Raw genomic sequence first — 12,612 nt, forward strand, 5'->3', positions numbered from 1 at the left:
GGCACCGGGTCGAGACACCGGCTCCGCGGCGGCGACGGAAGGACGAGACATCCATGACGCAGCCGCTGAGCCCCGCACCGCTGACGGAGGCGCGGCTGACCGTCGCCCGCCCCTGGGCACTGCCGGTCGACGACGTGCTGGCTCACCTCGAGGCCGACGCGGGCGGACTGCGCGCCGATGACGCGGCGGCGCGACTGGAGATCGCCGGTCCGAACCGGCTGCCGGAGCCCGCGCGCAAGCCCGCGGTGCTGCGCTTCCTCTCGCACTTCAACGACACGCTGATCTACATCCTGCTCGGCGCCGCCGTGATCAAGGCGCTCATGGGCGACTGGCTGGACTTCTGGGTCATCATGGTCGTCGCGATCATCAACGCGGTGATCGGCTACATCCAGGAGGGGCGGGCCGAGAAGGCCCTGGCCGGAATCCGGGGGATGATCTCGGCGGACGCCAGCGTGCGCCGCGACGGCGGCTGGGTCACCGTCACGGCAGCCGATCTGGTGCCCGGCGACGTCGTGCGGCTCATGCCCGGAGACAAGGTCCCCGCCGACCTGCGGCTGCTGCAGTCGTTCCAGCTGCGCATCGACGAGGCGGCGCTCACGGGGGAGTCCGTGCCGTCGTCGAAGACGACCGATCCCGTCGCAGCGGAGGCGGGTGTCGGCGACCGCGGATCGATGGCCTTCTCGGGCACGATCGTGAGCGCCGGACAGGGACGCGGCGTCGTGACCGCGACCGCCACCGACACCGAGCTCGGACGCATCCAGAGCCTGGCCGACGAAGCCGACGCGCTGGCGACGCCGCTCACCAGGCAGCTCGACAGCTTCGGACGTGTGCTCACCGTGGTCATCCTGGGCATGGCGGCGGTCATGCTGATGATCGGGCGCTTCCTGCACGGGATGCCGTTCGACGAGATCATCTCGGCGGCCGTCGGGTTCGCGGTGGCGGCGATCCCGGAGGGCCTTCCCGCGCTCGTGACGATCACGCTCGCGATCGGCGTGCAGCAGATGGCACGTCACAACGCCATCACCCGCAAGCTCCCCGCCGTGGAGGCACTGGGCTCGGTCACCACGGTGTGCTCCGACAAGACCGGCACGCTGACCCGCAACGAGATGACGGTGCGCCACATCGTCACCCCGCTGGCGGAGTACGACGTCACCGGCCTCGGCTACGTCCCCGAGGGCGAGATCGTCCGCGTCGGCGAAGCCGCGACGGCGGAGACCACCGCGGCCGACTCACCGTCGGCCGACCGTGGCGACCTGGCAGCCATCCTCGCGATCGCCACCTTGTGCAACGACGCGCACATCGTGCGCGGCGACGACGGCGCGTGGACCCTCGTGGGCGAGCCGACCGAGGGCGCGCTGAAGGTCGTGGCGATGAAGGGCGGCGTCGGGAGTGCCGGCGGACGCCGCGTCGCGGTGATCCCCTTCGACTCGGCCAACAAGCTGATGGCGACCCTCAACGAGGGTGCGCGATCGGGCGGCGCTTCGGGGGAGGTCTCACGCGCCATCCTGGTGAAGGGCGCTCCCGACCGGCTGCTGGAGCGCTCGCTCACCCAGCGCGGGGCGGACGGCGCCGAGCCCCTCGATCTGGCGCGCTGGGAGCAGGCGATCGCGCGCCTCAGCGGTCAAGGGCTGCGAGTGCTGGCCGCGGCCCGCAAGCCCGTGCGGGCCACGACCGACGAGTTCGCCCTCGACGACCTGGTCGACCTCGAGTTCCTGGGCCTATGGGGCATCGTCGACCCGCCCCGGCCTGAGGCCGTCGAGGCGATCGCCGACTGCCACGCCGCCGGCATCCGCGTGAAGATGATCACGGGCGATCACGCCGGTACAGCGCTCGCGATCGCGAACGAGATGGGCCTGGCGGGCGCCGACGCGGACGTGCTGACGGGCGCCGAGCTCGAGGCTCTCAGCCAGGAGCAGCTGCGCGAGGTGGTGCGCGACGTCGACGTATATGCGCGCACCAGCCCCGAGCACAAGATCCGCATCGTGCGGGCGCTGCAGTCCCACGGCGAGGTCGTCGCGATGACCGGGGACGGGGTGAACGACGCACCCGCGCTGACGCGCGCCGACGTCGGCATCGCGATGGGCATCAAGGGCACCGAGGCCACCAAGGAGGCCGCCGAGTTCGTCCTCGCGGACGACAATTTCGCGACGATCCGCAGCGCGATCGCCGAAGGGCGGCGCATCTACGACAACCTCCGCAAATCCGTGGTCTTCCTCCTGCCTACGAACGGCGCGCAGTCGCTCGTCATCCTGGTCGCGGTGGTGTTCGGACTGGCGCTGCCGGTGACGAGCGTGCAGGTGCTGTGGGTCAACATGATCACGGCCGTCACCCTCTCGCTCGCACTCGCCTACGAGCCGGCGGAGCGGGGCATCATGCGACGGCCGCCGCGGGCTACGGGCGGCCCGATCATCAACCGCGGCGAGCTCGGATTCATCCTCGTCGTATCGCTCCTCATCGGCGGCGCCACCATGGGCGTCTTCTACGGTGTGGTGGCGACCGGTGTCGACATCGAGGTCGCCCGCACCGAGGCCGTCCTCATGCTCGCGCTCGGACAGCTCGCTTATCTGCTCAACTGCCGCTTCCTCACCCGCTCGAGCCTCACCCTCGACGTGCTGCGCGGCAACCGGGCCGTGTGGTTGTCGGCGCTCGCGCTCGTCGTGCTGCAGCTCGTCTACACCTACGTTCCCTTCATGAACGTGCTCTTCGACTCACGACCGCTGGCCCCCGCAGACTGGATCGTCCCGATCGGCGCGTCGATCGGCATCTTCCTGGCGGTCGAGGCGCTGAAGGCGGTGCTGCGGGCGCGGTCCTCCTCATCGCTCGCGGCGGGCTCGCTCAAAGGCGGCTCATAGGACCGGTTGACAGGATCGTGAGCGACGCAGACCGCGTCGCGCACCATTCACACGAGCCAGACCCGAGCCAGGAGGACCGTCATGATCCGCACCGCACTCGCTTCCCGCCCTGTCCGCGCCGGCGCGGCGCTCTCCGCCGCCGCCGGCATCGCGCTCCTCGCCGGATGTGCGCCCACCGCATCCGAGGCCGAAGAGCCGACGACCACCGACGCGGAGACCTCCGAGTCCACCGACTCGGGCTCGGCGGGCTCCGGGTCGGGCTCGTACGCCGACGGCACCTACACCGCCGAGGGGTCGTACGCGACGCCCGAGTCGGTCGAGAAGATCACCGTCACGGTGACCCTCGCCGACGACGTGATCACCGATGTCGAGGTGACCGGAGACCCGCAGAAGCGCGAGTCGGAGCAGTACCAGGGCCAGTTCATCGGCGGCATCGCCGACGTCGTCGTCGGTGAGGACATCGACGACATCCAGGTCAGCCGCGTCGCCGGCTCGTCGCTCACCAGCAACGGCTTCAACGAGGCGATCGAGTCGATCAAGACCGAGGCCGCGGGCTAGATATGACCGCCGCCGCGGCGTCGTGGCGCTTCGACGCGATCGGCACGGGCTGGGAGGTCGTCACCGAGCGACCCCTGCCCGCGCCGGTCCGCGCCACGGTGACGGCCCGGATCGATGCGTTCGACCGGGACTGGTCGCGGTTCCGGACCGACTCCGCGGTGAGCGCGCTCGCGCGCGGGGGCGGCTCGATCGCCGCGCCCGTGGACGCCGTCGCCATGCTCGACGCTCTCGCCGCACTCTCGGCAGCGACCGGGGGAGCGGTCAACCCGCTCGTGGGCGACTCGCTCGACGCGCTCGGCTACGGCGTGGACTACTCGTTGCGCAGCGGCCGGCCCGTTCCGGCCCCCGGCGACTGGATCGAGCGCCTGAGCTGGCGCGACGGTCGCCTCGCCCTGCGCGAGCTCGCCACCGTCGACGTCGGTGCGCTCGGGAAGGGCCGGCTCGTCGACCTCGTGCTCGAGATCGTCGGCAGCTCCGTGGACGGCGACGTGACGGTCGACGCGAGCGGCGACCTCGCGGTCCGAGGGCGTCCGCAGCGCATCGGGCTGGAGCATCCGTACGACGCCCGCCGCGCCATCGGGGTGTGGGAGGTGACGGATGCCGCGCTCTGCGCCTCCGCCGTCAACCGGCGCGCATGGCCGTCGGCGACGGGGGAGACGCTGCATCACGTGCTCGACGCCCGCACCGGGCAGCCGGTGCGCACGATCGCGGCGACCTGGGCCGTCGCGCCGGAGGCGATGATGGCCGACGCGATCGCCACGGCGCTGTTCTTCGACGGCGGGCCGCGCCTCGCCCACCAGTGGGGAGTCGAGTGGGTGCGCATGACCACGGACGGCCGCGTCGAGTGGTCGCCGGGATGTCACGCCGATCTGTTCGTGCGAACCGATGCCGGCGCCCGCACCGCACCGGCTTCGCGACCGACCGGCGGCCCGCGGACCGTGGCGGGTCCTCGACCGAATAGCCTGGAACGGTGACCGAGCCCCTCCCCGGACACGTCGTCGCGGTCGCCCGTGACGACGCGCATCGCTTCAGCAAGCCGACGCGCGAGAGCATCACCCTGATCGCCGGCCTCGGCGTCGAGGGCGATGCGCACGCCGGCGCCACCGTCCAGCACCTCTCCCGCATCCGGCGCGACCCCACGACGCCGAACCTGCGCCAGGTGCACCTGATCCATGCCGAGCTCTTCGACGACGTCGCCGCCCGCGGCCACGAGGTGGCCCCCGGCGCCCTCGGCGAGAACATCACGACCTCCGGCATCGATCTGCTCGCCCTGCCGCGAGGAGCCCGACTCGAGGTCGGGGACGAGGCCGTGGTCGAGATCACGGGCCTGCGCAATCCCTGCGCGCAGATCAACGGCATCTCGGAAGGACTCATGAAGGAGCTGGTCTACGTCGACGAGGCGGGCGACACCGTGCGCCTGGCGGGCGTCATGTCGGTCGTCCTGCGCGGCGGCGTCGTCCGCCCGGGTGACGGCATCCGCGTCATTCTGCCTGCGGGCACTCCCGAGCCCCTGCAGCCGGTGTGATCCGATGGGCACCCTCACCGCTGTATGGAACCGCGTCTTCGCGGTGCTCGGCCGCATGTCGATGTACCGCCTCGTCTACCTGGCGCTCGCCGCGCTAGCCGTCGTCGCGCTGCTGCTGTCGTTCTTCGGCCTCGTCGGCCCGGGTCCGCTGGAGCTGGTCGTCACCCTCCTGGTGCTGGCCGCCGTCTGCGTGGGGGTGGATGCCGCGGCCCAGCGGGTGATGCACCTGCCCTGGCGCCTGGAATCCTCGCTCATCACCGCGCACATCCTGCTCTTCGTCCTGCGACCGACCCTCGACCTCGTCGGCCTCGCGGGGATCGCACTCGCTGCGGCCGTCGCATCGCTGTCGAAGTACGTGCTCGCCTGGCGCGGCCGCCACATCTTCAACCCCGCCGCCGTCGGTGCGACGGTCGTCACGCTGCTCAGCCTGGTGTGGCCGGGACTCGGGTCGTCGGCGTGGTGGGTGGGCACGCCGGCGCTCGCCGCGCCGGTCATCGTGCTCGGCCTCGCGGTGCTCGTGCGCACCGAGAAGCTGCGGGTGGTGGCGGTGTTCCTCGTCATCGCCGTCGGCGTCGCCGTCTTCCGCACGGCGGCGCAGTATCAGGCGGCCGGGCTCGAGGTCGAGGTCCTCGACATGCTGTGGCCCATCCTGTGGTCCTCGCCGTTCCTGTTCCTCGGCGCCTTCATGCTGTCGGAGCCGCTCACGCTGCCCCCGCGCCGCTGGCAGCAGCTCACCGTCGCGGCCGTCGTCGGCGTGCTGGCGGGCTGGCCGCTGCCGATCGGCGACATCACCCTCGGTCAGGAGCGCGCGCTACTGGTGGGCAACCTCATCGCTTTCGCGTTCGCCGTGCGCACGGCGGTGCGGCTGACGCTCGTGTCGCGCGCCGAACCCACGCCGACGGTCGAGGAGCTGACCTTCCGCGTGCACGACCGCCTCGCATTCCTGCCGGGTCAGTACCTGGAGCTCGAGGTGCCGCACCGGCACCCCGACGCCCGCGGGACGCGGCGCGAGTTCAGCATCGCCTCCGCCCCCGAGGATCTGCCGCTGCTCAAGGTGGCGTTCAAGGACGGCAAGAGCACGAAGCCGCTGAGCTCGTACAAGAAGGCGCTGGCGCAGGTCGCGCCCGGCGACGACCTGGCCATCACGGGCGTGTGGGGCGACTTCCTGCTGCCCAAGCGCGACGCCGCTCCGATCCTGATGGTTGCCGCCGGCATCGGCGTGACGCCGTTCGTGTCGCAGCTGCGGCACGTCCGGGCGGCGGGGCTGGATCGCGACATCGTGCTGGTCTACGTGGCGTCGGATGCCTCGGAGCTGGCGTTCCGCGACGAGATCGAGGCGTCCGGCGCCCACGTCGTCGTCTTCACGCGCGACCGCCCTGCCCATCTGCCGGAGCACTGGCAGTGGGCGCGGGGCGTGCGCCTGGATGCGGACGGCCTCCTGCGCGTCGTGCCCGACATCGGCTCGCGCCACGCGTACATCTCGGGGCCTGCCGGCCTCATCGCCGAGCTCGCGCCGGCGCTGGAGCGCGCCCGCTCGATCACCACCGACGCCTTCAGCGGCTACTGAGCCCGTGTGCTCCGCCGCGCCCGCGGCACGTGCGCTCCGTCCGCCCACGGCCCGCGGCCCGTGGCCCGATGAAGCCCGATGAAGCCCGCGAGAGTACAGCTGGTCGCCGAGATCCGGGTTGGTTCCCGCCCCCTCGTCGACCAGCAGTACTCTCGCGGAGAAGGTGACGGGTGGTCAGGCGGGGGTGACCGGGTCGGCCGGACGGGCGGGGAGGCGCACCTCGAAGGTGGTGTCTCCCGGTGCGCTCGTGACACGGATGCTGCCGCCGTGGGCATCGACGATGGCTCGGGCGATCGAGAGGCCGAGGCCGGTGCCGCCGGTCTGACGCGCGCGCGAGCGGTCGCCGCGCGAGAAGCGCTCGAAGAGCTCGTCCGTGATCGCCGGATCTATGCCGGGGCCGTCGTCGTGCACGCGCAGCACCGCGTCGCGGCCGTTGCGGGTGACGCTGACCGTGACCGTCGTGCCGGCCGGGGTGTGCGTGCGCGCGTTGGCGAGGAGGTTCGCCGCCACCTGGTGCAGGCGCCCGGCATCGCCGGCGATGAGCACCGGCTCGTCGCCGACCTCGAGCACCCACTCGTGGTCGGGGCCGGTGGGTGTGACGTCGCCGACCGCGTCGATCGCCAGGCGCGTCAGGTCGACGGTGCCGTAGACGAGCTCCTGCCCCTCGTCGAGCCTTGCGAGCAGCAGCAGATCCTCGACGAGCGAGGTCATGCGCAGCGACTGCGCCTGGATGCGCTCGAGCGATGCCTCGGTCGTCTCCAGTGTCATGGCCTCCGGTCCGCGTGCCTCACGGGGCGCGCGCCCGAGCGCCTTGAGCGAGAGCTCGGAGTACCCGCGGATCGACGCGAGCGGGGTGCGCAGCTCGTGGCTGGCGTCGGCGACGAAGGCGCGCATGCGCTCCTCGTTGCGCTGGCGGGCGCTGAGCGACTCGTCCACGTGGTCCAGCAGTGTGTTGAGCGCGGCGCCCACACGGCCGACCTCGGTGCGCGGGTCCGACTCGCGCACCGGGACGCGCTCGGCGATCGAGACCTCGCCCTGGGCGAGCTGCTGGGCAGACACGCGGGCCGCGGTGTCGGCCACGGCACGCAGCGGTGCGAGCCCGCGGCGGATCGTCCACGCGGTCGCGACGGCCAGCAGGATCAGACCACCCGCGGTGAGCAGGCCGATGGTCGTCAGCATGCGGGTGAGCGTGTCGCTGATCCCCGCTCGCGACAGACCGACGATCGCGTACGCGTTTCCGAGTGCGACCGGTTCGATCCGGTAGGTGCCGAGGTCGTCGATCGTCACCACGAGCTGACCCCGCTGCTCTTCGACGCTCGCGACGATCCCGCTGATCTGCGCGTCGGTGAGAGCCACGATGTCGCCGTCCGAGTCGACGACCGCGGCCGTCGGCCGGCCCGGGGTGGACTCGACCGCGAGAAAGTACCCGGGTCGCGCCGGCTGCTGTTGCTGGAGGATCTGCTCGGCGGAGAGACCTGTGGCGATCGGACCACGCAAGAACTCGACGCTCTGGCGCGCGGCCTTCACCTCGTTGTCGAGCTGGGTTTCGAGGACCTGTCCGAGGATGGCGCTCGTCGCGACCGCGACCAGCACCATGATGAACGACGTGATCCCGACCACGGTGACGATGAGCTTGCGCTGCAGCGTCCACGGCGCGCGCCGGGGGAGCTCCTCGTCGTTCGTGGCGTCCGCGGGCCCGGCGGCGTCGGACGTCTCGCCCGGCGCGGTCGCGCGGGTCGCGGCATCCGTCATCTTCTCTACCGTCATTGCGGAGCCTTGATCATGTAGCCGACGCCGCGCACCGTGTGGATCAGGGGCTCGTGGCCGGCGTCGATCTTCTTGCGGAGGTACGAGATGTACAGCTCGACGACGCTCGACCGGCCGCCGAAGTCGTAGTTCCACACGCGGTCGAGGATCTGCGCCTTCGACACGACGCGGCGCTGGTTGCGCATGAGGTAGCGCAGCAGCTCGAACTCCGTCGCGGTGAGGTCGATCTCGGTGCCGGAGCGCTCGACCTCGTGGCTGTCCTCGTTGAGGGTGAGGTCGCCGACGCGGAGGATCGGCTCGGCGCCCGCGGCGTGCGCGGTGCCGGCCCGGCGCATGAGCCCGCGCAGCCGCGCGACGACCTCTTCGAGGCTGAAGGGCTTGGTGACGTAGTCGTCGCCGCCCGCGGTGAGCCCGGCGACGCGGTCGCTGACGGCGTCCTTCGCGGTGAGGAACAGCACCGGCACGTCGTCGCCGGCTTGGCGCAGCCGCTGCAGCACCGCCATGCCGTCGAGATCGGGCATCATCACATCCAGCACCATGGCGTCGGGCTCGAACTCGCGCGCCGACTGCAGCGCCTCGAAGCCCGACCCCGCGGTGCGCACCTCCCAGCCCTCCATGCGCAGCGCCATCGACAGCAGGTCGGTGAGCATCTGCTCGTCGTCGACCACGAGAACGCGGAGGTTCGAGCCGTCGGGACGCAGCAGGGCGGGTGCGGGGTTCGTCATGGGTCCATTGTGGACGCCTTGCTATGTGCTTCCTATGGAGCCCGCTATGTGCGGGCTGTGAAATCGGCGCTCCGGCCCATTCCGAATCGCTCACTTCGCGGTCCTGACCGCTGACGAACGGCAGTGTGCGCGATTCGAAGGAACGGGGACGGATGCCGGGGCTCGCGGCATCCCGTTTCATACGGTCTCCATAGCTCGTTCCGGCGCTTCGCATGAGAGCGCTTCTTAGCGTCTGAGCGACGGCCGGCGCAGCGCCCGCCAGGAGGAGACCCATGTACATGACCTATCTGCGGCGGGAGCTGGCCGGCCGCAAGAAGCAGACGATCATCGTGGCCGCCGGCCTCGCGATCGCGATCGCGCTCGTGATGATCGTCAACGCGCTCGCCGCGGGCGTGAGCGCGGCCCAGGCGCAGGCGCTGGAGTCGGTGTACGGTGTCGGCACCGACCTCACGGTGACCGGCGCACAGGCCGAGCCGGGCGAAGGGGGCCCCGCGCGCTTCGACTTCGGGGAGGACGGCGGGTCGACCGCCGCCGACGGCACCACCGAGCTCAGCCAGTCGCGGCTCGTGACCGAGCCGATGCGCTCGACCCTCGACGCCGCCACGCTCGACACCGTGACCGGCGTCGAGGGCGTGGGCGCGGCGTCCGCCGCTCTCAGCCTCACCAACATGACCTTCTCGGGTGAACTCCCGCAGCGGCAGGGCGACACCGGCGAGTCCGGCACGGCGACGCCGGGCGAGCCGCCCGCGCAGGGCGACGTCGGCGGGGGCGGCGGCTTCGGCGGCGGCTCGTTCGGCGTCGACTCGTTCACGGTGCTGGGCATCGACCCGTCGGCGGACGCCGTCGGTCCGCTCTCGGCGGTCGCCGTCTCGGACGGACGCGGGCTCCAGGCGTCGGACGAAGGCGAGTACGTCGCGGCGCTCGACGCGACCTACGCGACGAGCGCCGACCTCGGCGTCGGCGACACGATCGACGTGGGCGGCCAGGTGTTCGAGGTCGTCGGCATCGTCGCCTCGACGTCCGACGAGGCCGACACCGCGTCGAACGTCTACGTCCCGCTGGACGTCGCGCAGGAGCTCTCGGGTGCCGGCGAGGTCATCTCGACCGTCTACGTGCAGGCGGACTCGTCCGACGCCATCGCCTCGGTGCAGGCGGCGCTGCAGGAGGAGCTCCCGGACGCCACGGTGAGCTCGCAGGCCGACCTCGCCTCGACGGTCTCGGGATCGCTGTCGAGCGCTTCGGCCCTGATCACCAACCTGGGCACCTGGCTCTCGCTCATCGTGCTCGCCGTCGCACTCGTGCTCGCGGTGCTGTTCACGATCTCGGGAGTCTCCCGCCGCACCCGCGAGTTCGGCACGCTGAAGGCCATCGGCTGGTCCGACGGGCGGGTGGTCGGCCAGGTGGCCGGCGAGTCCGTCGCGCAGAGCGCGATCGGCGGAGCGGCAGGCCTCATCATCGGGTTCGCCGGCATCGCCCTGATCAACCTCATCTCGCCGACGATCTCGACGGCGCCGTCGGCGGAGAGTTTCGGACCCGGCGGCGGTCAGGGAGGCCCGACGGGCGGCGGTGGAGGCGCCTTCGGCGACGCCATGATGCAGTCCGCGGGCAGCGACATCGTCCTCACCGCGCCGGTCACGCTGTGGGTCGTCCTCGCGGCGGTCGGCATCGCAGTGCTCGGCGGTCTCGTCGCGGGTGCCTTCGGCGGCTGGCGCGCGGCACGGCTCAGCCCGGCCGAGGCCCTCCGATCGGTCGGCTGAGGCATCCCGTGTCCGACTTCATCCCCACCGCACCCCGACCCACCTCACCGACGGGAGAGCACGGCATGACCATGATCGACAGCGAGCCGGCGACGGATCCGGATGCCGCGCCCCGGGCGCAGTACCGACTCGAAGGCGTCACTCGCACCTACACCCAGAAGGGCCGGGTCGTGAAGGCGCTCGCAGGCGTGGACCTCACCATCGACGCCGGCGACTTCGTCACGATCCAGGGGCCGACCGGCGGTGGCAAGTCGACGCTCCTGCAGCTCCTCGGCGCCCTCGATCGGCCCAGCAGCGGATCCGTGCACCTGGGCGAGATCGACATCGCGACCGCGACGGGGCGCGAACTCGGCCGCATCCGCGCGCACGAGATCGGCTTCGTCTTCCAGGGCTTCAACCTCATCCCGACCCTCACCGCCCGCGAGAACGTCGACATGGCGCTCGAGCCGCTCGGACTGTCGAAGGACGAGCGGGTCGCGCGGGTCGCCGAGGCCCTCGCCCACGTGGGTCTCGCCGAGCGCGCCGATCATCGGCCGGGCGAGCTGTCGGGCGGTCAGCAGCAGCGCGTCGCGATCGCGCGGGCGATCGTCAAACGGCCACGGGTGCTCCTCGCCGACGAGCCGACGGGCAACCTCGACGAGAGCATGCGCGACGAGATCCTCGCGGTGCTGCAGACGCTCAATGATGACGGCCTCACGCTCATCGTCGTGACCCACGACTCGGCCGTCGCGCGCCGCGCGCGGCGTCGCCTGCGCCTGGACAAGGGCACCGTGCGCGACGTCACGCGCTGACGGTCCGGCCGTCAGCCCGCCGAGCGGGCATGGGCCGCGATGCGATCGAAGAGCGCATCGCGGCCCTCGTCGATCTCCTGCGCGGCGGGGTCGGCGTCGTGATATGCGAGGATGCGCCGCGCGCCCTCGTCGAACGTCACGGTCGTGCGGAACTCCGGCACCAGCTGTGTCACCTTCGAGACGTCGAAGACCATCGAATGCGCCTTGTCGCCGATGAGCGTCGGCCCGAGCTCGGGCTCGAACGCGGCGATGGTGTCGGAGGCGACGTGCACGAGGTCGGGCGACGCGACGCCGGCGGCATCCGCGAGCCAGCCGTAGATCTGGTTCCAGGTGGGCGCGTGGGTGCCCGTGATAGTGAAGGCCTCTCCGATGGCGGCGGGATTGCCGAGCAGCCCGGTGAACGCGACGGCGAAGTCGTCGGCGTGCGTGATCGTCCACAGGCTCGTGCCGTCGCCGTGGACGATCACGGGCTTGCCCGCGCGCATGCGGGCGATGTCGGTCCAGTGGCCCAGGGTGGGCAGCATCCGCTCGTCGTACGTGTGCGACGGCCGGATGATCGTCACGGGCAGTCCGCGCTCGCGGTGGGCGCCGACCAGGACGTCCTCGCACGCGATCTTGTCGCGGGAGTACTGCCAGAACGGGTTGCGCAGCGGCGTCGACTCGGTGACGGGGAGCCGGCGCGGCGGCTTCTCGTACGCGGATGCCGAGCTGATGAAGACGTACTGGCCGGTGCGGCCTTCGAACAGGTCGAGGTCGGTCGCGATGTGCTCGGGTGTGAACGCCAGGAACTCGGCGACGACGTCGAAGCGGCGGTCGCCCAGAGCCGCCCGCACCGCCCGCGCATCGCGGATGTCGGCCTCGATGAGCTCGACCTCCGGCGGCAGCGGCCGCCGCCCGCTGCCCCGGTTGAGGACCGCGACCCGATGCCCCAGTGAGACGGAGCGGCGCACGCACGCCGCGCTGATGGTTCCGGTGCCGCCGATGTAGAGGATGCTCGTCACCTTCGCGAGCCTACGCCGCGCACAGGCGGTCACGGCTCGCGCCGAGCCGGTGGCGGCCCCTCCCGCCGA

General features: G+C 71.7%; 10 protein-coding genes. 7 read left to right on the forward strand and 3 right to left on the reverse strand.

What is annotated here, in order from left to right; genetic code table 11:
- Positions 1–53: 53 nt before the first annotated feature.
- The 5 genes from IM767_RS13205 to IM767_RS13225 all read left to right on the forward strand — a co-directional run bounded on the left by IM767_RS13205 (position 54) and on the right by IM767_RS13225 (position 6,502).
- On the forward strand, positions 54–2,852 hold the full coding sequence (locus IM767_RS13205) for a cation-translocating P-type ATPase (protein WP_109210852.1): 2,799 nt from the start codon (positions 54–56) through the stop codon (positions 2,850–2,852).
- Between the two features lie 81 nt (positions 2,853–2,933).
- Complete coding sequence (locus tag IM767_RS13210; RefSeq protein WP_109210853.1) at positions 2,934–3,410, forward strand: FMN-binding protein; 477 nt, start codon at positions 2,934–2,936, stop codon at positions 3,408–3,410.
- Between the two features lie 2 nt (positions 3,411–3,412).
- Positions 3,413–4,384, forward strand: coding sequence for an FAD:protein FMN transferase (locus tag IM767_RS13215; RefSeq protein ID WP_109210854.1), 972 nt, complete (start codon positions 3,413–3,415; stop codon positions 4,382–4,384).
- Entirely contained in the window at positions 4,381–4,935 is a 555-nt protein-coding gene (locus tag IM767_RS13220; RefSeq protein ID WP_109210855.1) for an MOSC domain-containing protein, read from the forward strand. Before IM767_RS13215 ends, IM767_RS13220 begins: the two co-directional genes overlap by 4 nt.
- 4 nt (positions 4,936–4,939) lie before the next feature.
- Positions 4,940–6,502, forward strand: a complete 1,563-nt coding sequence (locus IM767_RS13225; protein ID WP_109210856.1) for an FAD-dependent oxidoreductase — start codon at positions 4,940–4,942, stop codon at positions 6,500–6,502.
- Positions 6,503–6,676: 174 nt separating this feature from the next.
- Here IM767_RS13225 and IM767_RS13230 read toward each other — a convergent pair whose 3' ends face one another.
- Both IM767_RS13230 and IM767_RS13235 read right to left on the reverse strand, forming a co-directional pair.
- Positions 6,677–8,269, reverse strand: a complete 1,593-nt coding sequence (locus IM767_RS13230; protein WP_239453351.1) for a sensor histidine kinase — start codon at positions 8,267–8,269, stop codon at positions 6,677–6,679.
- A complete protein-coding gene (locus IM767_RS13235; protein ID WP_109210857.1) occupies positions 8,266–8,994 on the reverse strand; it encodes a response regulator transcription factor in 729 nt (242 codons plus the stop codon). Before IM767_RS13235 ends, IM767_RS13230 begins: the two co-directional genes overlap by 4 nt.
- A gap of 272 nt (positions 8,995–9,266) precedes the next feature.
- Between IM767_RS13235 and IM767_RS13240 the strand changes: the two genes are divergently transcribed.
- Together IM767_RS13240 and IM767_RS13245 are read left to right on the forward strand one after the other, a co-directional pair.
- The gene (locus tag IM767_RS13240) at positions 9,267–10,751 is read left to right on the forward strand and encodes an ABC transporter permease (RefSeq protein WP_109210858.1); all 1,485 of its coding nucleotides are present in this window, start codon (positions 9,267–9,269) and stop codon (positions 10,749–10,751) included.
- 65 nt (positions 10,752–10,816) lie between these two features.
- Complete coding sequence (locus IM767_RS13245) at positions 10,817–11,542, forward strand: ABC transporter ATP-binding protein (protein WP_109210956.1); 726 nt, start codon at positions 10,817–10,819, stop codon at positions 11,540–11,542.
- 11 nt (positions 11,543–11,553) lie between these two features.
- On the opposite strand, the gene IM767_RS13250 is transcribed toward IM767_RS13245, so the two are convergent.
- Positions 11,554–12,543 carry an SDR family oxidoreductase gene (locus IM767_RS13250; RefSeq protein ID WP_109210859.1) on the reverse strand — a complete coding sequence of 330 codons (990 nt, stop codon included), beginning with the start codon at positions 12,541–12,543 and terminating at the stop codon, positions 11,554–11,556.
- Between the last annotated feature and the right edge of the window lie 69 nt (positions 12,544–12,612).

Source organism: Microbacterium ureisolvens (assembly GCF_015278315.1).
GTDB lineage: Bacteria > Actinomycetota > Actinomycetes > Actinomycetales > Microbacteriaceae > Microbacterium > Microbacterium ureisolvens.